Origin of the sequence: Gilliamella sp. B2969 (assembly GCF_026536195.1) — a bacterium.
Classification (GTDB): Bacteria; Pseudomonadota; Gammaproteobacteria; order Enterobacterales; family Orbaceae; genus Gilliamella.
Map to the genome: position 1 here is coordinate 108,273 of NZ_JAFNOP010000007.1, position 23,053 is coordinate 131,325.

The following is a 23,053-nucleotide window of genomic DNA, read 5'->3' on the forward strand; positions in this document are numbered from 1 at the left end:
CGGCAATGTAATCTACAAAAGATTAACCAAAGTGAGCGTGTAATGAATTAACCGCTCTTAATTGGACTGAGGCGGATTTGCCGATTGTTTTGGTTTTGGAAACGGTAGTCTTTTAATAATGTTAACAGTAGGATCTTGTCTTCATAACTATATAAGAGCCCCTAAATTAGGCGAATTTGTTAAAAGCCAAACAGACGGCAATCGTGATATTTCTGAAAATTCTATATTTTTTACCAGAAAGTGAGAAGATATCTTACTATTTATCCAGTCAAAATATTATTACCTATAACATCACACTCCCTCATAATTTGTGGTAGGATTGGTGCCTAATGTAATACATTGTTTTTATCGGTAAACAAAAATTGGAGGCAGTTTTGTTAAATGATTACAACCCTATCTCCAATCTTTAATCTGTTCATATTTAAAACGTGTCGGAAAAAACAACATCCGATTACGCAAGTGTAGTAATAATTAGGAATAACCATGGCCATCAAAAAAACTGAACTATACACATCCCTTTGGGCTAGTTGCGACGAACTGCGCGGTGGAATGGATGCCAGTCAGTATAAAGATTATGTTCTGACAATATTGTTTATGAAGTATGTATCAGACAAATATAAAGGCGATCCTTACGGTTTGATTGTCGTGCCACAAGGCGCTAGCTTTGATGATATGGTTAAGCTTAAAGGCAATAAAGAAATCGGCGATAAAATAAATAAAATCATCAGTGCGTTAGCTGAAGAGAATGATCTCAAAGGTGTTATTGATGTAGCCGATTTTAATGATGAAGATAAACTCGGTAAAGGTAAAGAGATGGTTGACCGCCTATCTAAACTGATAGGTCTATTTGAAGGACTTGATCTCTCTTCCAACCGTGCCGATGGTGACGATTTATTGGGTGATGCTTATGAATATCTGATGCGTCACTTTGCAACTGAATCGGGTAAATCTAAAGGCCAGTTTTATACGCCATCCGAAGTGTCGCGCATTCTTGCTAAAGTGATCGGTATTAATAGTAATACTCGGCAGGACGCCACCGTTTATGACCCAACCTGTGGTTCCGGTTCTCTTTTATTAAAAGCCAGTGATGAAGCTCCACGTGGTTTGAGTATTTTTGGTCAAGAAATGGATAACGCCACCAGTGCATTGGCTCGTATGAACATGATTCTGCACAACAATGCCACCGCCAAAATTTGGAAAGGTAATACCATTACAGATCCACAATGGAAAGAAGAAAATGGACAACTTAAAACTTTTGATTTTGCGGTTGCTAACCCACCATTTTCAAATAAAAACTGGACTAACGGTATTAATCCTCAAGAGGATCAATTTAATCGCTTCAGCTGGGGGGTGCCACCCGAAAAAAATGGTGACTATGCCTTTTTATTACATATTATCAAAAGTTTAAAAAGCACTGGCAAAGGCGCAGTTATTCTACCTCATGGCGTATTATTTCGTGGCAACGCCGAAGCACGTATTCGTGAAAACCTGATTAAACAAGGTTATATAAAAGGCATTATTGGTTTACCTGCCAACCTATTCTATGGCACCGGCATTCCAGCCTGTATTATTGTGATCGATAAAGAACACGCATCGATGAGGGAAAGTATTTTTATGATCGATGCCAGTAAAGGTTTTATCAAAGATGGCAATAAAAATCGCTTACGTAGCCAGGATATTTACAAAATTGTTGAGGTGTTTACCAAACAACTAGAACAGCCACGTTTTAGTCGTATAGTACCATTAAGCGAAATAGAAGCCAATGATTACAACCTGAATATTCCGCGCTATATTGATTCTAGCGAACCGGAAGATCTGCATGATCTTAGTGCCCACCTGCAAGGGGGAATTCCCAATCGTGACGTTGATGCTTTAGATCGCTACTGGCAAATATTCCCGAGTATTCGCGCTACCTTATTCAAACTTGCGCGTGAAGGTTATAGCGAAGCGTTGATTAACGCTTCTGAAGTGAAAAATACCATTCTAAATCATGCAGAGTTCAAAAGCTTTGCAACACAAACTCTTAAACCCTTTACCAATTGGGCTGAACGTGCAAACCTAAAAGCGATAAAACAAGGTGAGCAGCCAAAACAGATTATTCATCAGATCAGCGAAGATCTGCTGCAATGTTATTCGCGAACGCCATTGCTAAGTAAATATGATATCTACCAGATCTTAATGGACTACTGGGCTGATACTATGCAAGATGATGTATATGTGCTAGTGCAAGATGGTTGGTCTGTGGGTAAAGTTCTGCGTGAATTGGTTGCGGAAAAAGGGGAAAAACTCAAAGAGACGCCTGATTTAGTGATTGGTAAAGCCAAATATAAAGCTGAATTAATTTCGCCTACGCTTATTGTGGCGCGCTATTTTGCTGATGAACAAGCTAAGGTCGATGCATTGCAAAGTAAACTTGATAGTGCTAGTCAAGAGCTAGAAACATATCTTGAGGAAAATGGTGGTGACGACGGTCTGCTCAATGATGCAGTCAATGACAAAGATAAAGTCACCAAAGCTACAGTCACTACGCGTTTGAAAGTTGCCACTAACGCTGATGAAAAAGCTGCACTTAAACAAGCTAAAAAACTGTTTGATTGTGAGGCTGATGCTAAAAAAGCACTTAAAGAAGCACAAGATGCATTTGATTTGGCGGTATTTAAGCAGTACTCGAAGCTTAGTATTGATGAAATCAAATCTCTAATAGTTGACGATAAATGGTTAGCGACTCTCGAATCAAACCTTATTGCTGAAATCGAAAGGATTACCCAACAACTGGCCAATCGAGTTAAAGAGTTGGAAGAGCGTTACAGTGAGCCACTACCAATGATTATGCAATCGGTAACAAGTCTGAGTGATAAAGTGGCTAGTCACTTAAAAGCAATGGGGTTGGAGTGGACATTATGAGCAATGTAGTCGCTGAAGCAAGCCCAAATCTTATTCCAATTGGATATAAGCAGACTGAAGTTGGAGTGATTCCGAAGGATTGGGAGGTAAAGACCATATTTGAATTGGTAAATTTCCAAAAAAGTCTGTTTGATGATGGAGACTGGATTGAAGCGAAACATATTACAAACAAAGGCATTAGGTTAATACAGACAGGAAATATAGGAATTGGTCGATATGTTGAAAAAGATGCCAAAAAATATATTTTTGAAGAATCCTTTGAAACACTCAAGTGTAAAGAGTTATACAAGGGTGATTTGTTAATTTGTCGTTTAGCAGAACCAGCAGGACGAGCTTGCGTTCTTCCTGATATTGGAGAAGATAAAGTAATCACGTCTGTAGATGTCACAATATTTCGACCTTCTAATGAAATAGCAAATCGTGAATTCTACAATCAATATTTTTCTTCATCAGATTGGTTTAAATTTGTTTTAGAACAGGTAGGAGGAACAACACACAAACGAATTTCTCGAGGATCTCTGGGAAAAATACCTGTAGTTTATCCTGAACCGAAAGAACAAACTGCCATAGCCAATGCACTATCTGATGTCGATCTGCTGATTACCGAGTTGGAAAAGCTGATTGCCAAAAAACAGGCTATCAAAACCGCCACCATGCAACAACTCCTTACTGGCCGCACTCGTCTACCACAATTCACCTTGCGCGAAGATGGTTCGAAAAAAGGCACCAAACAGAGTGAATTAGGGGAGATACCGGAGGATTGGGAGATTTGTGCGCTCGGAGATATTGGTCAAACGTTTATTGGTCTAACATACTCGCCGAATGATGTTGCAGATTTTGGTACATTAGTTTTAAGATCGTCGAACGTTCAAAATGGTAAATTGGCTTACGTGGATAATGTTTACGTCAATATGGAACTATCTGAGCGAGTTATAGTAAAACAAGGTGATATTTTAGTTTGTGTCCGGAATGGAAGTCGCCAGCTTATCGGGAAGTGTGCGTTAATTGATAAGAATGCGGAAGGAAGTGCGTTTGGTGCATTTATGTCAATTTTTAGGACTAGATATTCTGTATTTGTCTTCTACCAATTTCAATCAGATCTAATACAAAAACAGATAAACGAAATTATGGGCGCAACAATTAACCAGATAACAAATAAAGATATGTTTGGCTTCAAAATTATATTGCCTGATGAAAAGGAACAAACCGCCATTGCCACAATCCTCTCTGATATGGACGAAGAAATTCAGGCTTTGGAGCAACGTCTAAACAAAACCTGCCAAATCAAACAAGGAATGATGCAGGAGTTACTAACAGGAAGAACAAGATTGGTGTGAGTGAAAATCGTTATATAAATAATTAAATTCTTGAATCGGAAGCTCGAGAATTTGCTAAATAAAAGAATAATAAAATTTAACTAAAGGCAATAGGTAAGCCGGTACATTTCTCTGCTGTAATTAAGCGTATTTTTATAAATAGCTTAAATTTGTATGAAAGGACTGAGTTTACCTAATTTGATGGCGAGTGGGATATCAGGCAGAACAACCTGTATGATAAAAAGATACTAGCAATCCTTATCTCTTGAGCCTTTAGCTTAAAAACATAGATGAAGGAAAATTAATATGAGTATTGTCGGCCAGCGTGAACGCGCTACCCAAAATCGGATTGTTCATTTTTTTCAAACTGACTTAGGTTATCGTTATTTAGGTGATTGGAGGGATCGTGAAAATAATAAGAATATTGAAGTTGCGATCCTTAGTGATTGGTTAAAAAAACGGGGTGTAAGTGAGACGTTAATTAAGCGCACTATTCGACAATTGGATATGGCAGCAGCGCTGGGTGAAGGTAAAAAGCTCTATTATGCCAACAAAGATGTTTATCGTTTGTTGCGCTATGGTGTTAAAGATAAAGAAGGTACTGGACATCAGAATGAAACAGTATGGTTGATTGATTGGAATAATCCTGAAGCCAACGATTTTGCCATAGCCGAAGAAGTCTCTATCAAGGGCGAAAATAAGAAACGACCTGACATTGTGCTGTATGTAAACGGTATTGCACTGGGCGTAATAGAGCTTAAGCGCTCGTGTATATCGGTATCTGAAGGAATTCGTCAAAATCTGGATAACCAAAAAAAGGATTTTATTCGTAACTTTTTCACTACCATGCAATTAGTAATGGCTGGCAATGATACGCAAGGTTTACGGTATGCTACAATTGAAACTCCCGAAAAATATTATCTTGAGTGGAAAGAAATAATTGAAAACACTTATACGCATAAACTTGATTATCACCTAAGCCGTATATGTAACAAAGTCCGTTTTTTACAAATCATCCATGATTTTATTGTTTTTGATGCGGGAATAAAGAAAACTTGTCGTCATAATCAGTTTTTTGGTATTGAGGCCGCTAAACATTATATTGCAAAGCGTGAGGGTGGCATAATTTGGCACACTCAAGGTTCAGGTAAAAGCCTAACTATGGTGTGGTTAGCTAAATGGATACGGGAAAATGTCAAAGATGCCCGTGTGCTGATTGTGACTGACCGTACTGAACTGGATGAGCAGATTGAAAAAGTATTTATAGGGGTTGAGGAAGACATTTACCGCACCAAAAGCGGTGCCGATTTAGTGGCGACGTTAAATCAACCGAATCCTTGGTTGGTCTGTACATTGGTACATAAGTTTGGCTGTCAGTCTGAGTCTGAACGTGATGCTGAAACCGATAAGTTTATTAAAGAGCTGAAAAAGTCACTGCCATCCAACTTTAGCGCTAAAGGCGAGTTGTTTGTATTTGTCGATGAGTGCCATCGTACCCAATCTAACAAGTTACATGATGCCATGAAATCAATTTTGCCTGAGGCAATGTTTGTTGGTTTCACGGGCACGCCGCTGATGAAAAAAGACAAAAAGAAATCCATTGAGGTATTTGGCCCTTACATTCATACCTATAAATTTGATGAGGCTGTCGCCGATGGCGTAGTATTGGATTTGCGCTATGAAGCAAGAGACATCGACCAACACATTACATCCCAAAAGAAAATCGATGAGTGGTTTGAGGCGAAAACGCGTGGCTTATCTCGAATAGCAAAAACGCAGCTTAAACAAAAATGGGGCACAATGCAAAAAGTGTTATCCAGCAAATCACGCTTGCAACAGATTGTGAATGATATCTTGCTGGATATGGATACTAAACCACGCTTGATGGATGGTCACGGTAATGCTATGTTAGTGTGCTCTGATGTTTATCAGGCCTGTAAAGCTTATGAAATGTTCAGCCAAACAGACTTAGCTGGAAAGGTCGCTATTGTGACCAGTTTTCAACCAACTGCAGCGAATATTAAAGGTGAAGAGACAGGAGAAGGGTTAACGGAAAAACTCTTTAAATATGATTGTTACCGCAAAATGCTAGCAGACTATTTTGAATTAGCTCAAGACAAAGTTGCTAATATGGTTGAACAGTTTGAAACAGAAGTTAAAAAGCGTTTCATTGATGAGCCTGGGCAGATGCGTCTATTGATTGTGGTCGATAAATTGCTAACGGGCTTTGATGCACCTTCAGCCACCTATTTGTATATTGATAAGCAAATGAAAGATCACAGCCTATTTCAGGCAATTTGTAGGGTCAATCGTTTAGATGGTGATGATAAAGAATATGGTTATATTATCGACTACAAAGATTTGTTCCGTTCTTTAGGTAAAGCAATTTCTGACTATACTCAAGGTGCGTTTGATGATTATGACAAGGAAGATGTAGCCGGTTTACTAAAAAACCGTTTAGAGCAAGCCAAGCTGGATTTGGATAATGCGCTGGAAATGGTTCGAGCATTATGTGAACCGGTAAAAGTCCCACGAAAGACTCAAGATTATATTCATTATTTTTGTGGTGAGTCTGGCTTGAATCAAGATGAATTAACCGATAAAGAAGCGCTTCGTATAACCTTGTACAAGGCCGTAGTTAAGTTATTACGTGCATTTGCTAATATTGCTAACGAAATGTCTGATGCGGGCTATTCTGCTCAAGATATTGATTTAATCAAGTCAGAAGTTTGCCACTATGAAAAAGTTCGTGATGAAATTAAGCTGGCTAGTGGTGATTTGGTCGAGATGAAGCGTTTTGAGCCCGCAATGCGACACCTGTTAGATATGTATATTCGTGCCGATGATAGTAAAGCGCTTATGGACTTTGAAGAAATAGGATTAATTGAGTTAATCGTCGAAAAAGGTGCCGGTGCGATTGATATCCTGCCTGAAAATCTACGTAATAATCCGGAAGCAATGGCTGAGGCTATTGAGAATAACGTTCGAAAAATTATTGTTGATGAAAATCCTGTTAATCCTAAATATTACGAACAAATGTCAGTTTTATTAAATGAGCTAATTGAACTTCGCCGACAAAAAGCGATTGAATATCAAGATTATCTGAAAAAAATTCAAGAATTATCGCGTAAGGTCGTTCGCCCTGAACAGACTGCATCCAACTATCCGAAATCTATGGATACTAATCCTAAACGAGCTTTTTACGATAACTTTGGAAAAGATGAAGGACTTGCAACAAAAATTGATAGTACAATTCGCTACACGAAAAAAGCGGATTGGGTTGGTGATCGTTTTAAAGAACGCGAGATTGCCAATGCTCTTCGAGATGAAACAGCGGGTTATGAAGTGGATATTCAGGCTTTAATGGAACTTGCAAAAGCGCAAAAAGAGTATCAATAATGACGATAATTGAAATTGGTTCAATAACTATACAGTTGAATCGTAAGGCAATCAAAAATTTACACATCAGCGTGTTACCACCGGATGGACGAGTACGTGCATCTGTACCTGAATATATGACAGACGCGGCTATGCGGATGGCTGTGATACGGCGTATCCCTTGGATTAAAAAACAACAGAACAACTTTATAAAACAACCTCGGCAATCAGAACGCGAAATGGTCAATGGCGAATGTCATTACCTATGGGGAAGACGCTATCGCCTCAATGTAGTGGCGCATATCGGTAAGCATGAAGCTAAACTAAATCGAGGACGATTGCATTTATATGTAAACCCTATGGTAACTGCTGAGCAAAAAATATTAGTTTTGACGACTTATTACCGGAATGTACTAAAAAAGCGAATATCAGACTTATTACCTATTTGGGAAAATAAAATAGGTGTAGCTGTCGCTGCTTGGGGTGTAAAAAAAATGAAAACCAAATGGGGAAGTTGCAATACACAAGCAAAACGTATTTGGTTGAATTTAGAACTGGCAAAGAAGCCTCCAGAATGTTTAGAATACATTCTGGTTCATGAGTTAGTACACCTACTTGAGCGTAATCATAATGACCGCTTTAAAGCTCATATGGATAAGTTACTTCCTGATTGGCTAGAACGTAAAGCATTGCTGAATGGATTACCGTTGAACTACGATAATTGGCTGTAAATTTCTTTAATAAATGTATGATTGTCTATAGTGAGTTTTTCTTTAGCATTATTAAAGCTAACTAAATATACGTATTCAGTTCAGTATACAATCCCAGATGCGTATATAACTTAAATTTCTCCCCCTCCGAGTCTTTAAACAGTATCTTCAATTCCGCGTCCGAGAACCAATTCAAAAAAAGAACACCGATTAAAGTTGTTTTTTTGTGTCTGTAATTATTCCAAATTAAAAACTATATAAAATCGTCATTAATATAGGTATATCAATATGTTTATTAACCTGAAAATTAAAACAACCTTCACATTTGAATAAAAAGCAGCCATGTAAATAATATATAAATCTCAATTCCAATAGAATAGCCTTGAAAGGTATAATCAAATGATTGGTTTAAAAAATTCGTTGTTATTAACACTATTATGCTTACCAGTTGTTAGTCATGCGGATTGTAAAAAATGGTTTGATATATTGCTCAATCATCAACACCATTCTCGTGTTTGCAAAGTTTGGTCAGCAGATGAAAGCAAATCTATTGTCGTTTTACCCTTACTACAAAAAGACGGTATAGTTGACACATATGACCTTGATGTTTTATTAATTAATAATCAATCAGGTCAAATCATTGCTATTAGTTGGCAACCTGATGCACTTGAAAGTGATGCTGAAGAATTAATTGGTTTTGAAATTGATAAAGATAATTATCAACTTAATCTTGAAACTTTGGCTTTTGATGTACGTATTCAATATAGAATCAGATCAATTTCCTCTCCTTATAGCGGAGAATATATTAATCTCTACGTTAAACAAAATGATAAATTAAACCCCGTTGTTAATAATCTCCCTATGTTTGAACTTTTAGGTGAGAATAATCAAAGATGTGCACATTATCTATGATCATAATATAACATTGGGAAGTAGTATGACTAATGGTTCTTTCGACCTAATTGTTTTTGAAAAAAATGTAAATCAAATAGCTGTAGTAGATGATTATGGCGAATGTATTGCGCAAGAAATTGACTTACCTAATAAAACGTTTTATATGTATTACAATGGTTTAGAATATCCTGTAAAAGAGATTGAGGAATAAGCAATAAAAGAGGAATGCAGGAATTGAAAAATTTATAAATATGTTGTTTCAAGAAATAATATTTTTCGACACGTTATATAAACGTTCTGTATGAATAATATGAAATTAAAATACTCTGTAATCTAATTTAGTATCCAAAAATAAAGCCAAAGATTGCTGGCTTTTTATCAAATGCAATTTGGAAGTAAATACTCTCATTTTTTCTATAATAAAATTATTTTTTGCAGTATGCTTCAAATTTTTGTGAGCTAGATCACAAAAATATTCCTATATTTGTAATAATGTCCCGATTTTTACATTAGGTTAATGAAAATAATGGCTATCAAACAATTACAACATAAAATCATCGATATCATCATTTGGAAAAAAGGTGAACAACCAGTACAACATGAGTCTTTTTTGTATGTATTATCAAAATATAAACATGATCATACGCGTTTATTTAATTATAAGACTGCGGTTGAGCAATCATTGCTTAATTTATTAAAACGTTTAACCCCCCAGTGTAAATATCACAATTCTAATATGCTTTTGGGGCGATTGGGATAAGCGTTTAGGAAATGCATATGACGACTCCAGTTGACAATAAAATTAAACAATTAATACCTGGTGCAGTTTTAAATAATCAACAATTATGTGATATTTTTAAGTGTAGTCCACAAGGTGGAATGCGAAAATCTAATACCACTCATACTCTAGTTCTAATAACAAATCATGTAGAGTCAGTTTATTCTGATGTTTGGGATGATGATGTACTACATTATACTGGAATGGGGCAAAGAGGTGATCAAAGTTTGGAATTTATGCAAAATAAAACACTTAATGAGATTGAGTTTAATGGTATTAGTGTACATTACTTTGAAGTGTTTAAGGACAAAGAATATACATATTCAGGGCGTTTAATTAAAGCAGCTTCTCCCTATCAAACACAGCAATACGATGCTAATCAATTATTACGTAAAGTTTGGGTTTTTCCATTAAAACTTATTGATAATAAGTTACCCAATAGTGTTTTTATTGATTATAAAAAAGCGCAAGAAGAACAAGTCCATAAGTACAAAGTAGATAAATTACTCAATAAAATAATAAAGCAAAATAAAAAACCAGGTAAACGAGACATTGCTACGCCTCAATATATAAGAAGTGCTGAGTTAGCTGAGTTTATAAAACGCCTAGCTGAGGGGAAATGCGATCTATGTAAAAATCCCGCTCCTTTTTTCACCATAGGAAATATTCCTTATTTAGAATGTCATCATATTATTTGGTTGTCTGAGGGCGGAGAGGATTCTATAGAAAATACGGTTGCATTATGTCCAAATTGTCATCGTAAAATGCATTTTGTTAAAGATGAGAAAGACATAAATAAATTGAAGGCAATTGCAAATTTAAGAGCTAAAGAGGTTTCTCAAAAAGATGAATAAATTCGTTCATGTTGTTGCGGCTGTAATTATCAAGGATGGAAGATTTCTTTGTGCACAACGAGGTAATACGAAATATCAAGCTTATAAATGGGAATTCCCAGGTGGTAAAGTTGAATCAGGTGAGCAATTAGAAGCAGCTCTAATGCGTGAAATTAAAGAAGAGCTTGATTGTAGAATATCAATTAAAAGTCATTTATTAACCATTTCACATAACTATGATTTTGGCACAGTAAAAATTGATGCTTTTGTGTGTGAACTCATAGATGAACAGCCACTATGTTTAGAACATAATGAAATACGTTGGTTAAAAAATGATGAGATGGTAAATCTTGATTGGGCTGAGGCGGATTTGCCTATTGTTACTTGCGTTGGATTTAAGATAAACGCAAATGGAACTCCTATAGTTTTTCAAAATTAAATTATTTATTACTTTTATTTTAAGTAATTCTTAGAACCTAATTGATGTTTATTACTATGAGAAAATAAAATGCAAAATATTATTCAACTGTTTAACTATTTGGAAAAAAGTAATTCACAAAGAAAATTAAAAAACAGAAAAACTGTAAAAAGCCATTTAGAAAAGTATTCAGATATTTTAATAAAGATTGGTTTAGGATTATTTTTTCTAACATTTATTATGGGATTTATTTATAAATTTATCTATTCTCCTGAAATATTGAAAACGTGTGCAAAATTGATAATTATAGTAGCAGAGATTTGTTTTATTTTATCCTTATTAATTCAATTAATTCCAGCACTAATTTTCATTAAAAATTTTAGAAATGAATCACAAAAACTTTTTTTAAAATATGTTGAACATAATGAAGAGGCAGTTAAGGTATTAAGTAAATATGATAAAGATACTTTATTAGATGGAAAAGAACATTTTCAAATAAAAATAAATAGCAATACATTAAAAAATAATCTTTTCATTGGTAAGAATGTTACTATTATATTTTTGTTAGGATTAATTTATTCATCTGAAATTAATAAATTAGATCTTATAACTATTTTTTCGCAAATATTTAGTTACAATTATCATTTTGGGAATTTATTAACATTGATCTTATTTTCTCTTGTACTAGGGATTTATTTAGGGGGATATAGTCTTTTATTAGAAAATAGACGACTTTCTCAATATATTGATTTGATTAATATGGCAATAAAGCGCAAAGAAAGAAATAGGTAATAGCAAAAGTAGCTCTTATGATGTCATTAATTTGAAAAGTTAATGGCACTGTAAATAGTTAAGTTGTAACAACTCATATTTATCATTAATCATATTTACAGAATTAAAGATAATAATTAAATCTATTTTCTAGATTATATATTAATAACTTCTTTATCCGCTCAGAACGTAAACTATAAGTTTAAATTTTTTAAATAATTTCCCTATCCTTAGATAACAAATTGTGATATTTATGGTTTTGTGTTAGTTTCATACTCATCACTTACATAAAATATTGGTTTATCCAAGGTTTACTTATGTCAAATTCTTCTGCAAAAAAAGTGGCTTTTGCTGCTTTTATTGGTACTACTATTGAATGGTATGATTTTTATATCTATGCGTTAGCATCGGTATTGATTTTTGGTCAGCTATTTTTTCCGTCTGATAACGAGTTTGTACAAATTTTAGGGGCATTTGCTACCTTTGCAGTAGGTTTTTTATCCCGTCCTTTAGGTGCGATGTTATTTGGGCATATTGGTGACCGTTTAGGGCGTAAAAAATCACTTATTATCACTTTGCTTTTAATGGGGACGGCGACCACTTTTGTTGGGTTATTACCGTCTTATCAACAAGCAGGTATTTTGGCACCAACGTTATTGGTTGCGTTGCGAATTTTACAAGGTGTTGCTGTTGGTGGTGAGTGGGGTGGTGCCGTATTGATGACGAATGAACATGCGCCGAAAGGGTTGAAAAACTTCTTTTCATCCTTTGCTCAGTGGGGAAGCCCAGCAGGCAATATTTTAGCATTACTGGTTTTTTCTTATATTATTCGTTTACCTGTTAATGAACTGATTGATAGTGGTTATTGGCGTATTCCTTTTTTAGCCAGTGCTATTTTGTTAATTATTGGCATTATTGCCAGAGTGACGTTAACCGAATCGCCAGTTTTTGTTGAAGCATCTAAAAAACAAGCAGACTTAAAGCAAGAGTCAGCACCGATTATTGAAGTATTTAAAAAAGCATTGCCATTATTACTATTAGCGATTGGTGCTAATGTGCTGTCATTTAGTGGCATCTTTTCCAATACCTTAATGATTGGTTATACTACTTTGGTACTTGGTGTCGAAAAATCAGTGATAGTTGATGCACTGTTTTGGATCGCTATTGTCCATTTTGTTGCTCAACCGTTTATCTCTTATTGGTCAGAAAAATTCTCGGCAACACGCTTTTTGATTTGTACAGCAATGTTGGCAATGGCATCGGTATTCTTGTTATTCCCGATTATAAATTCAGGTACAAAAACCAGTTTTATTATTGGGATTTCGCTAAATGTGATTTGTTACAGCGGCTTTTATGGTGTAATAGCTGGGTATTTAAGTCGTATTTTCCCTGCCAGAATGCGCTATACTGGGTTATCAATGAGTTATCAAGGGTGTGCGGCTATTTTTGGTAGCTTAATTCCGATGATAGGTGGTTATGTTATTTATACCTTCAAAAGTTTTTGGTTACCCTTAGCCTTGTTTTATTGCGGTTTAGCACTGATATCCATTATCTGCATCTACTTGTTAAGCAAATATCGTTATTATGATGAATAATAAGGTCAATATATGAAAACCGTTTTATCAATTCAGTCCAATGTTGTTTATGGTTATGCCGGTAATAAAGTGGCGACGCTAGCGATGCAATTACAAGGTGTCGAAGTGATGCCAATACACACCGTTCAGTTATCCAGTAATACGGTTTATCCACATTATGACGGCATTGTGCTGGGCGCTCAGCAAATCACTCGAATCGTCAATAGTTTAGAAAAAATTGGCGTATTGTCATCCATTGACGCCATTATTTCGGGCTATATTGGGCTTGCCGAACAAGGTGAAGAGATCCTTGAAGCCGTAAAAAAGATAAAATTTTATAATCCTAATGCGATTTATGTTTGCGATCCGGTTATGGGGGGCGACATCAATAAAGGCAGTTCTCTGCCACAAAATATTATTGATTTCTTCACTAAGCAAGCAATCAAATACGCTGACTATATCACACCAAATTTATTGGAATTACAGATATTATCGAATCTGGAAATTAAAACCTTTAACGATGTGCTTAACGCCATAAAAACACTGCAAAATAAGCCGATTCAAGCCATATTGGTTAAAAATCTGCTACATGCCGGTAAAACGACGGAATTATTTGAAATGATTTTAGCCACACCATCGCAAAGCTATCATCTGGCTCGACCATTATATGATTTTCCACACCGTCCATTAGGAGTGGGCGATTTAATTTGTAGTCTGTTTACTGCCCATTTAGTCAATGGACAATCCCAATTAACCGCCTTTGAACTCGCTGCCAATGCCGCCAATCACGTTCTCGACATCACCAAACAAAAAAATGTCCAAGAGCTGGCGATTATCGATGCTCAGCACTGGATTAAACAGCCGGATTTGAAGTATCGAGCAACATCATTGGCGCTATAAAACTGTATTGCCCGTACTCATTATCGGTATAGCAGGATTTTAGTTAATAATAGATAGTTTGTAAGAGCTAACTAGTAGGCATTGATTCATTACTTTAGTGCAAGGTAACGCACTGTATCATGAGTATTTAAAGTTTTTCTTCAAATCATCACTATTAATGGACATAACAGCTAGTTTGAAGGCGAATTAGCTGTTCGATATGAATAATATTGGCGTATAGAATTTATATTCATTAATATCTGATAATTAAAACAGTTAATATCCTATTTTTTATATTAATGTTATAGTAAAAAACATAAAAATTAATACTCCAAATATAAGGAATGGTTATGGCGCTTGAACAAGTTATGCTAACACCCTGCAAGTCTGAACAAGAGTTATTAGAACATTTTGGCTGTTATGGTTTTGAAAAACAATCTGATTTTTATCAGACAATCGGTGATAATGATTGGCAAATTGACATCAATCAAGGTGTTATTCATTTTGGTAATAATATAACCTTTTCAATTCAACTATTAGGTAGTTTTTCGTTATCTTCCGAAACTTGGCTTTGGTCTTGGAATAATGATACATCACAGTTACCTTCATCCGTTATTGAGCAAGCCTTAAGTTTAAAACAGTATGGTGAACAAAATGGTATTGATTTATTCACTGTTGGTCAATTTGCTGCTACGCAAGAAGATTTATATAAAATAGGCGTAATTGCAGCAGGAATGCTTAACACTGATGGATATTATCTTGCTGACTTTGGAGAAGGAATAGTATTAGTGACAGTTAAAAAAGCTCTCATTGATGTAAAAAATAATACTCAAAGTGGATTGTTTAAAATCTTACCAAAATTTATAGGAGGATTGTTTAATTCTTCTTCATCTCAAGGTAATGATATTAGTTACGGTGATCAGCAAAAACAGAATCAAACTGATATTTTTGCAAATTTCTCTGAATTTATTTCAAACTTTGATGTTAACCATTATAGGGCGCTTAAATACTATCTTATTGCTAAAGATTACCGAATAGACACAGATGATTTAAACACTCATTCTCAACTTACAGCCTCAAAAGGCGAACAAAAAATTGTTGCTGAATTTGATGAACATTCACGTATAACCAGTTTAAATGGATAAAATACTTATCAGTAAAATCTTTGTATTTATCACATCGATTTTACTGATACATTTCTTTTCCACAAAGTATTATTCTTGAATCTAAGTTTAACTAAGTATTTTTACGATAAGTATTATTGTTTCATGGTTTTCATATATCAATTTGACGTTACTCGCTGTTTTCTATAAAGATGTTTGTTCAATGTAATTATATGATTCAATTTTTATATTTAATTATCGCTATAGCTAGCTTATTTTGTAAAAGATAAACACCAGTATATTGGCAAAAAAAATGCATTCTTCAAATAATTACTATCAATAAATGAGGAGCATATAAAATGGAAAACAAACACTACGGCAAATACTATTAAGTTTATTGCTTATTAGTCATTTATCTGGCGCTGTTGATATACCGCTATTAGAGACAGGAAAGTACTGTGATACCCCTTCGCGTTGTCTTAACCCGATAACGACCAATGTCATGGTAACGTCCCCCAATTATTTAGCGACTCAAGCTGGAATTGATGTATTACGTAAAGGAGGCAATGCGGTTGATGCAGCGATTGCCGTAGCCTCAACGCTTGCTGTTGTTTATCCTCAAATGAATACCATTGGTGGCGATAACTTTTGGTTAATCTACAACGCTAAAACCAAAGAACTAAAAGGATTATATTTTTTAAAACCGCATCAAGCCAAGTCAATGCGGTTGTTGTATAAAAATTACACCTTAAACGTAATCCACGGCTTAAGTTTAACCACTGTTTGAATCAAACCGGCGTTTTGTTGTGCGTCAATCACCGGTGTGATCGGTTTGTAGGCTGTAGGAGCCTCTTCACGTAGGCGTTCTTCTTTTAAGGTAATACATTGCCATGGCAAATTAACCTTATCATATTCAACTTTTTTGCTACGCATAGCTTGTCGTCTTTCTGCTCGACCTGCACCGTGTGAACAAGACCATAACCAATCTGCATTACCTTTACCTACTGCCACATAAGAGTGATCACCCATCGAACCTGGGATTAAAGCTATCTGACCAGCATAAGCCGGCGTTGCCCCTTTACGATGAATATTCATCTCTTGTTCAGGCAAAATGATATTGTGCGAAATATCGACCACAAGTTGACTATCATCTTGATGAAAAATAGTTGCAAGTGATTTACGTATCAATTCGGTAATCACAATTCGATTAATCCAAGCATAACGCGCGGCAACGCCCATAGCGTGTAAATAGGCTTGTGCATGACTATCTGTTAAACCAAACAATCCTGATTTTGGTTGTTTTTCATTAGTCGGCCATAAAGCTTTTGCTCTATCTTGCCAACGCTGACCAATGTAAAAACCAACATCACGCGATCCGGTGTGAATCATGACGACGATACTATTTTTTTCAAGACCTAATTGATAAGCTAAATGCCGATCGATAATATCATCAACAATTTGTAACTCGACAAAATGGTTGCCAGATCCGACTGTACCTAAACTCGCTGGGCGAATAATATCGCGCTTTTCAAAAAAGGCTTCAGGCGCATACTGACTATCTGCCTTAATTAAGTGATTACCCGATATTTTATTAAGCTCTGCGTGTAACCGTTCATAATTAACTGAATTCCACAAACCTTGCTGCGGTAACGCCGATAACCATGCTGAAAGACCTTGATCGAATAATGCTTCAAAAGATTGCGGCGTAACAGGTACATCACGCTCATCTTGCAATAACACACGTTTTAATTGTGCAATAATTGTCGATTTTTGTTCACACACCTGATTAAAGCTTAAACCGGTGGTAAAAAGCCGCATACCGCAATTAATATCGGTACCAATTGCTGCCGGAATAACTAAATCCTGTGTAGTTGCAACAATACTACCAACAGGCGCAACCGCACCCGGATGAAAATCAGGTGTAGCACGAGCCATGCAAACTTTCCCTACACTATTAGGAACGCTCACAGATGCAAAGTTCAGTAGCTGTTCTACCGCTTTTTGCTCTAATGGCAATGGACTCGGTAACAAAATCTGAGCAGAAGTATTTTCTTTATTTAAAGTATAAATATCATTATTAAAATGACTTTCAATCCCAAGACGGGACAAACGTTTTTGTAAACGGGAAAATGTAGACATAATAGCCACCTAGAAAACAATAAAAAAGCGTCTCCTCAAATTGAGAAGATAATTACTGTTTTCCTGCAGCAGCACTATTCAGGAAAGCGGGTGAATTTTATACGCTGATTATTTATTTGTAAAGGATAAAATTGATATAGTAAGTCTGATAAATTTATTTTTATGACTTGCTCATTTGCTTTAAAATAGCAAACTCACCGATAAATTGATGAAGTTTATTTAAATCTTAAAAGGTGTTATTGATGGTCAACCTTGGCAGATTGATATGCAAAAACAGCCGATCATTTTGGGTGATGATTTGTATTTTTCAATCCAAATATTGGGAAGGTTTTCCTATGCTTCCGAAACTTTGTTTTGGGCTTAGGCAAGTGTTAACACACTATTTGCTTGCTAAAGATTATCACGTGACTTTGAATGACGGATCGAAGCTAATTGCAGTAAAAGAAAAACATCACATCACTGCTGAATCTGATCATTTATCGCAATGAGTTAAACTCAATGGCTAGAGGGCTTACTCGTGCTAATTCAATATAAAATAGATAATATACGGTGATTAAATGGACAAAAAAGCAAAAAAGATTCTGTTTCAAACCTATTGGAAAAATGGCTGGAAGGACAGAAAAGAGATAAAAACAGAGCCGAACGACTTCGCGTATGCGAAAGAAAAAGGATTAATGTTTGATCCCATTACCATATCACACGATGATTGTGTCAATAAAATCATAAACATCGTCTCCACAATCACACTTGAACACGTTGCCAAAGCATTTTTGAGCAGCTTATCAACGCGGCGACTTGATTGGCGCTCAGGTATTGCGTCATACTTTATCGCCAAATTAATGACAGCGCATCAATATACGCCAGTCGTGTCTGGTCAATCTTATCAAGATGGCCAAATGAGTCATTCATCCTATACGTGTCAAATCTGCCGTGATCTCAAATATGGCATGATTGGTAATGAAAACTACGTCAAAGCAGATTTAAATATCTTAAACTTTGAACGAATAAAGTGGGGAGGAGTGCGTCATGGTGATTTACTTTATACCTACTTTGATCTCATGCAATTCACTAAACAGGCAATCTCTGAACCGACCAAAGATGATATAGCTATTTTAAAAGGGATATTAGCCATTATTGCATCCTGTCAGCAAGATGATTACCCGGGTTCACTGAGTGATAAACTGACGGATGTACCTAACTTTAAATCCAATCAGGATGAACGTAACACCATTATTGAGATTTTGGCTTGTGTGGGGATTTTACAACCCGCTTCTTATGAGCGCCCAACAAGGGGAAAACACGATTGGGTATATGCCACTTATTGGCGTGGTCAGGATAAATACAATCAACAAATGGTGAAGCAATTATTTGGTCTTTAATGCATGATCTCTAATTTGCTCTAGGGGCTGTTAATCTCATCCCAACTCAGCCCACCAAATATTTTTTTAGCCTGTCGGCATCATTACTCTTCTGTTTTTTGGTTCTCGAAATCGCAAAAAGCTCTATTTTACAAGGGCTGGTCAAAGCAGATTGTTTCTGCTCCTGTTCACATTGTGTAGTGAGTGATAAGACCAACAGCGACGAGAAACAGATTTACCATTAAATATCAAATCAAAGCAACGGCACATGTTGAATGTCGAAAAGATGCTAATGTGATTAATGAAATCCCAATGGCAAACAAAGATATTGATGCAGTGATGACCGCACAAAATGAATTAGTTGAGATAGTGCAATCAATTAAGGTACTGGTGTGTGTGAAGAGGTAAAAATTATCGAGGCGCGATCCTCAATATTTATTTAATCTTTACTACTATCAACATTAAATTGCCAAACTTACTAAGCGTCGTAATTGCATTAGTTTTCTCTTCAATAAGATTCTTACAGATCCTCCCTTTAGGTTATTGCAATGGGGTTCGCCTTGAAAGCCGCCGTGCAATATTGAAGTTCAGGTGTTCAGGCGAACGAAGGTTTCCAACGAAACCCTCCGGCTCCCCGTTCCACTAGCGTGGGGTGTAATGGCGGATATTTGAAAAATTAATGGGCGATTAGTTGTTTTATAAGCTAATTAATGATATCGCTATACATAAAGCTCAAGTAAGATAAATTTTTGTGAGATATCTTAAAAAAGTATGAATCAATCCATCAATGGTTCAAGCAGTGGTGCTAATTCCTCATCCTCTAAAATGCACCATCTAACAAATGCAGAATAAGGTTTATTGCGTTTGATTATCTCTTTCATTTTTTCTAATGAGTCTTGTCTTTCTTCTTCATTGGAATCTTGATCGTAATATCTATTTAGTTGGGTTAATAAATCATTGTACCGTTTAAAAACTAATTCTCGTAGATAGGCAGCTGTTATGTGTTTATTGATGGTATTATTATTGTTAAATATTTCTTTTAATAGCTCTACTGTCTTAATTGTTTTCGGATCAGCATTCATCGCTTGGATATCAACTCTTTTGGCTTTTGGTGACGTAGGAACACTCAGTTTAATAGCTCTAAATACATCTGTTTTTTCGTCACAACAATCTAAAATATCATTATACTTTGCAAGTTTAACGTTATTACACCGTCCGCAAACATAATAAAGATTATTCCAATCAAATTTTTTATCTTGATCTCCTTGATGAGCATCCAAATGCTCAATATTTATTGATAGCGGTTTTTTAGTCTCGCACAAGTAACATTTTTCGAAAAAAATCGTTTTTAATGCTTCATACACATCTTCTTCATCGTATTTTTTTCCATTCTGCAAAGAAACTGGCACATCAACTTTTGTTCTATCAACATTAAACATTTAGCTATTCCTACTACATTTGTTAATCAATAACTGCGCTCTTTTTAGAAAGGAAAGAGATTCAGGATCTAGCTTTGCTTGATGCGGTTCAATTTCGTTGACTAAGTTTTTTAGTTCATTAATTTCGCAATTATTATTACTGATATACTTTCCTAATTGCTCAATCTTGTCGCTTAACATATCTGAAATAGGCAACACGCCAAATAAGCCTTCAAGGATCGCTTCATAGGAGTACATAGCTAAATTTTCATTAACAGCTTGAAGAGCCGATAAATCATAAATGACTGCATCGTTTACCGAAGAGACAACAAAGGGTGAATGAGTCGTGATAATAAATTGAATATTAGGGAAAGCATTGGTTAAAAACGAAAAGATTTTTCGTTGTAAGGATACATGTAAATGTGCATCAATTTCATCGATTAAAACAATTCCTTCTAGCTCATCGGGTGTAAGATCTCTTAATCTCACTTTCATTAACAAGTCAGCATAAACCGCTAAAATAGATGAAAATCCTGAAGATAATTGCTGAAAACCATAAGGTTCTTTATCTACTTGTTGAATCAAAAATCGGTGATTTTGGTGATCAAAATTTATTGATAGCTGATTATCTTCAAATAACTCTCTAAAATCATCTTCCAGTTTGTTAAACCAATGTTGAATATTTTGGGCTTCTTGCGGATTATTACCAATATTTTTTGAATCAGCAAAAGCTTGTTGAGTTTTATAACTTACTAAATATTGTTCAAAGTAATCAGCAGCTGATCCCCTATTATTTTTAATTTCTTTATGTTTTAAGCTTTCAACACTTACAACGGATTCTGTTTTTGCTATTTTAGCTTGGCGAGTTGCCTCAAATTTTAAACACACCACTTTGCCATCGGTATAATTAGCGGTTAATTGCTCAAGTTCTGTTGGGTTTATGATCTGATTCAATGCTTCTTTAATTTGCATGTCATTTAATTTGATTTGACCAAGACGAATATCATACATTGAGTCTGATTTTTTAGTTTTCGAAAACCAATCTTTAAGATTCTCTTGAGTTTTGATTAACGTTTCTATATCTGGATTATTCTTTTCAACAATCCGTTTTACAAGATACTCATGGAGTAGATTGATGAGCTGAGTTTTTCCGCAACCATTTTTACCAGTTAGAATTAAATTTTTGCCCTCTAAATTAATGTCGACTTCTTTTTTTGAATTTGGGATTACCGTTTGAATCCTTTGTATATAACCTTTTTTATTAATATTTGTTGGCATTGACTGAATGATTTTATCTTTAGGATCAGCAAAGGTTAAACTATCTCTTTTCGGTGTCTCTGACCAAACAGCGGTAATGCTTTGTTCACTGCAATAGTCTTTGATCTCTTTACCAAAATAACGTTGAATTTTATTTAATGAATCGGGACTTGGTCTTGAGCGTCTCCAGTGGTCAAAAAACGGGCGATCACCTTCTGAATCATATTTTTTGTCGGCTGTTATACACTGCCTTATTAATTGGTTTATCTCATCACTTTTTGGGGAATTTGTATTTTCATTGAGAAGATTGAGTTGCTGTTTTAATTTTTCAAAAAAAGCCCTATTTGAATATTGATCATCAAATTTTAAAAAGTCACGAATTACTTGATAGGCTTCATTGGGAATTTTTTCACTTAACATTCCATTTGATATTTCACTTTGCCACGCTACATTTTTATCTGTAACTCCAATCATTAACGTTTGTGGTTGTGAAAAAAAGATACATTTAATTTTGAGTTCATTAAAGAAAAAATTAAACAGTAATGAATTATTTTTATGGCGCTTGGCTAAATTATTTAATTTAGGTAATTCTGCTTTTAAATCAATCATCTCGCTTATCCTGTTATTTATTTTTTATCTATTATTTTTTCAACCGCCTTCACCGTTATCCCCAAAATTTTAGCGATATCATCAACCGAAACACCTTTTTCCAACAATGCATTAATCAATATTTTCTTTTCAGTCTCAGCTTTTTCTTTTATTTCTTTTGCTTTTTGTTGAGCTGTTTTTGTCTTATCCTTTTCAACCGCCAACTTCTCTTTAGCAATCAACTTTTCTTCCTTACGGATGCGTTCAACTACTTGATAAGTCGGTACGTATTTTAGGCTTTGTTCTAACTCGTCCATAAGTTTAGTACTGCGGAAGCTGATATAGGATTTAGGGGTGATGATTAGGTGGTCGATTAGGTCGATATTTAAAATACGGCCGACTTGAATTAGGCGATCGGTGATATCTTTATCGGCATCCGACGGCGTCAGTGATCCTGACGGGTGATTATGAACTAGTATCACCCGTGAGGCGTTTTTCATCACTGCAACACGAAATACATTCATCGGTTCAACGTCGACCGATTTATAACTGCCAAGCGCAATCAGTTCGATATACAGGATATAACCAGCTTGATTCATGCCAATCATCCAAAGATGTTCTTTTTCTTGGTCGATTTGGTTATCACGCAATAACACACGTTGCATAATGCTGTACACATCATCCGTGCTTTCAATATAGCGTTTATCATGCTTAGTCAGTTTAATATCCATCGTA

At 35.4% G+C, this 23,053-nt stretch carries 19 protein-coding genes and 2 pseudogenes; 17 read left to right on the forward strand and 4 right to left on the reverse strand.

The genetic code is table 11. From position 1 onward, the window contains the following. Positions 1–483: 483 nt before the first annotated feature. The 14 genes and pseudogenes from J3U66_RS07830 to J3U66_RS12925 form a co-directional block, all read left to right on the forward strand. Positions 484–2,904, forward strand: a complete 2,421-nt coding sequence (locus J3U66_RS07830) for a type I restriction-modification system subunit M (RefSeq protein WP_267348630.1) — start codon at positions 484–486, stop codon at positions 2,902–2,904. Beyond that, positions 2,901–4,241 carry a restriction endonuclease subunit S gene (locus J3U66_RS07835; protein ID WP_267348632.1) on the forward strand — a complete coding sequence of 447 codons (1,341 nt, stop codon included), beginning with the start codon at positions 2,901–2,903 and terminating at the stop codon, positions 4,239–4,241. Before J3U66_RS07830 ends, J3U66_RS07835 begins: the two co-directional genes overlap by 4 nt. Before the next feature lie 285 nt (positions 4,242–4,526). Continuing rightward, a complete protein-coding gene (locus J3U66_RS07840) occupies positions 4,527–7,619 on the forward strand; it encodes a type I restriction endonuclease subunit R (protein ID WP_267348633.1) in 3,093 nt (1,030 codons plus the stop codon). Next, entirely contained in the window at positions 7,619–8,329 is a 711-nt protein-coding gene (locus J3U66_RS07845; protein WP_267348635.1) for a M48 family metallopeptidase, read from the forward strand. Before J3U66_RS07840 ends, J3U66_RS07845 begins: the two co-directional genes overlap by 1 nt. Positions 8,330–8,707: 378 nt before the next feature. Then, positions 8,708–9,220, forward strand: coding sequence for a hypothetical protein (locus tag J3U66_RS07850; protein WP_267348637.1), 513 nt, complete (start codon positions 8,708–8,710; stop codon positions 9,218–9,220). A 25-nt stretch (positions 9,221–9,245) separates the two neighbouring features. Continuing rightward, complete coding sequence (locus tag J3U66_RS07855) at positions 9,246–9,413, forward strand: hypothetical protein (RefSeq protein ID WP_267348639.1); 168 nt, start codon at positions 9,246–9,248, stop codon at positions 9,411–9,413. Positions 9,414–9,728: 315 nt separating this feature from the next. After that, entirely contained in the window at positions 9,729–9,962 is a 234-nt protein-coding gene (locus J3U66_RS07860; RefSeq protein WP_267348641.1) for a hypothetical protein, read from the forward strand. A 17-nt stretch (positions 9,963–9,979) separates the two neighbouring features. Next, positions 9,980–10,834, forward strand: a complete 855-nt coding sequence (locus J3U66_RS07865; protein WP_267348643.1) for an HNH endonuclease — start codon at positions 9,980–9,982, stop codon at positions 10,832–10,834. Then, positions 10,827–11,252: a (deoxy)nucleoside triphosphate pyrophosphohydrolase gene (locus J3U66_RS07870; RefSeq protein ID WP_267348645.1), complete on the forward strand. Its 426-nt coding sequence runs from the start codon at positions 10,827–10,829 to the stop codon at positions 11,250–11,252. The genes J3U66_RS07865 and J3U66_RS07870 overlap by 8 nt, the downstream gene beginning before the upstream one ends. Before the next feature lie 69 nt (positions 11,253–11,321). Next, positions 11,322–12,023, forward strand: a complete 702-nt coding sequence (locus tag J3U66_RS07875; protein WP_267348647.1) for a hypothetical protein — start codon at positions 11,322–11,324, stop codon at positions 12,021–12,023. A gap of 296 nt (positions 12,024–12,319) precedes the next feature. Further along, the gene (locus tag J3U66_RS07880; protein ID WP_267348649.1) at positions 12,320–13,597 is read left to right on the forward strand and encodes an MFS transporter; all 1,278 of its coding nucleotides are present in this window, start codon (positions 12,320–12,322) and stop codon (positions 13,595–13,597) included. A 12-nt stretch (positions 13,598–13,609) separates the two neighbouring features. Further along, entirely contained in the window at positions 13,610–14,476 is an 867-nt protein-coding gene (gene pdxY, locus J3U66_RS07885) for a pyridoxal kinase PdxY (RefSeq protein ID WP_267348651.1), read from the forward strand. Positions 14,477–14,805: 329 nt separating this feature from the next. Then, entirely contained in the window at positions 14,806–15,600 is a 795-nt protein-coding gene (locus J3U66_RS07890; protein ID WP_267348653.1) for a DUF6882 domain-containing protein, read from the forward strand. A 355-nt stretch (positions 15,601–15,955) separates the two neighbouring features. Then, positions 15,956–16,249, forward strand: a pseudogene (locus tag J3U66_RS12925) (gamma-glutamyltransferase); the annotation flags it as partial. A 50-nt stretch (positions 16,250–16,299) separates the two neighbouring features. Here J3U66_RS12925 and J3U66_RS07900 read toward each other — a convergent pair. Further along, positions 16,300–17,697: an RtcB family protein gene (locus tag J3U66_RS07900; protein ID WP_267348657.1), complete on the reverse strand. Its 1,398-nt coding sequence runs from the start codon at positions 17,695–17,697 to the stop codon at positions 16,300–16,302. Positions 17,698–18,032: 335 nt separating this feature from the next. On the opposite strand from J3U66_RS07900, the gene J3U66_RS07905 reads away from it, so the two are divergent. The 3 genes and pseudogenes from J3U66_RS07905 to J3U66_RS07915 form a co-directional block, all read left to right on the forward strand. Next, entirely contained in the window at positions 18,033–18,185 is a 153-nt protein-coding gene (locus tag J3U66_RS07905) for a hypothetical protein (protein ID WP_267344744.1), read from the forward strand. A gap of 69 nt (positions 18,186–18,254) precedes the next feature. Next, positions 18,255–19,076, forward strand: a complete 822-nt coding sequence (locus tag J3U66_RS07910) for a hypothetical protein (RefSeq protein ID WP_267344743.1) — start codon at positions 18,255–18,257, stop codon at positions 19,074–19,076. A gap of 113 nt (positions 19,077–19,189) precedes the next feature. Beyond that, a pseudogene (locus J3U66_RS07915) lies at positions 19,190–19,463 on the forward strand (RtcB family protein); the annotation flags it as partial. A 368-nt stretch (positions 19,464–19,831) separates the two neighbouring features. Here J3U66_RS07915 and J3U66_RS07920 read toward each other — a convergent pair. From J3U66_RS07920 to J3U66_RS07930, 3 genes are read right to left on the reverse strand one after another with little or no spacing between them, the layout of a single operon-like run. Beyond that, complete coding sequence (locus J3U66_RS07920) at positions 19,832–20,494, reverse strand: hypothetical protein (RefSeq protein ID WP_267344741.1); 663 nt, start codon at positions 20,492–20,494, stop codon at positions 19,832–19,834. Further along, entirely contained in the window at positions 20,495–22,339 is a 1,845-nt protein-coding gene (locus J3U66_RS07925; protein ID WP_267344740.1) for an AAA family ATPase, read from the reverse strand. Positions 22,340–22,356: 17 nt separating this feature from the next. After that, entirely contained in the window at positions 22,357–23,049 is a 693-nt protein-coding gene (locus J3U66_RS07930) for a JAB domain-containing protein (RefSeq protein ID WP_267344739.1), read from the reverse strand. Positions 23,050–23,053: the final 4 nt, after the last annotated feature.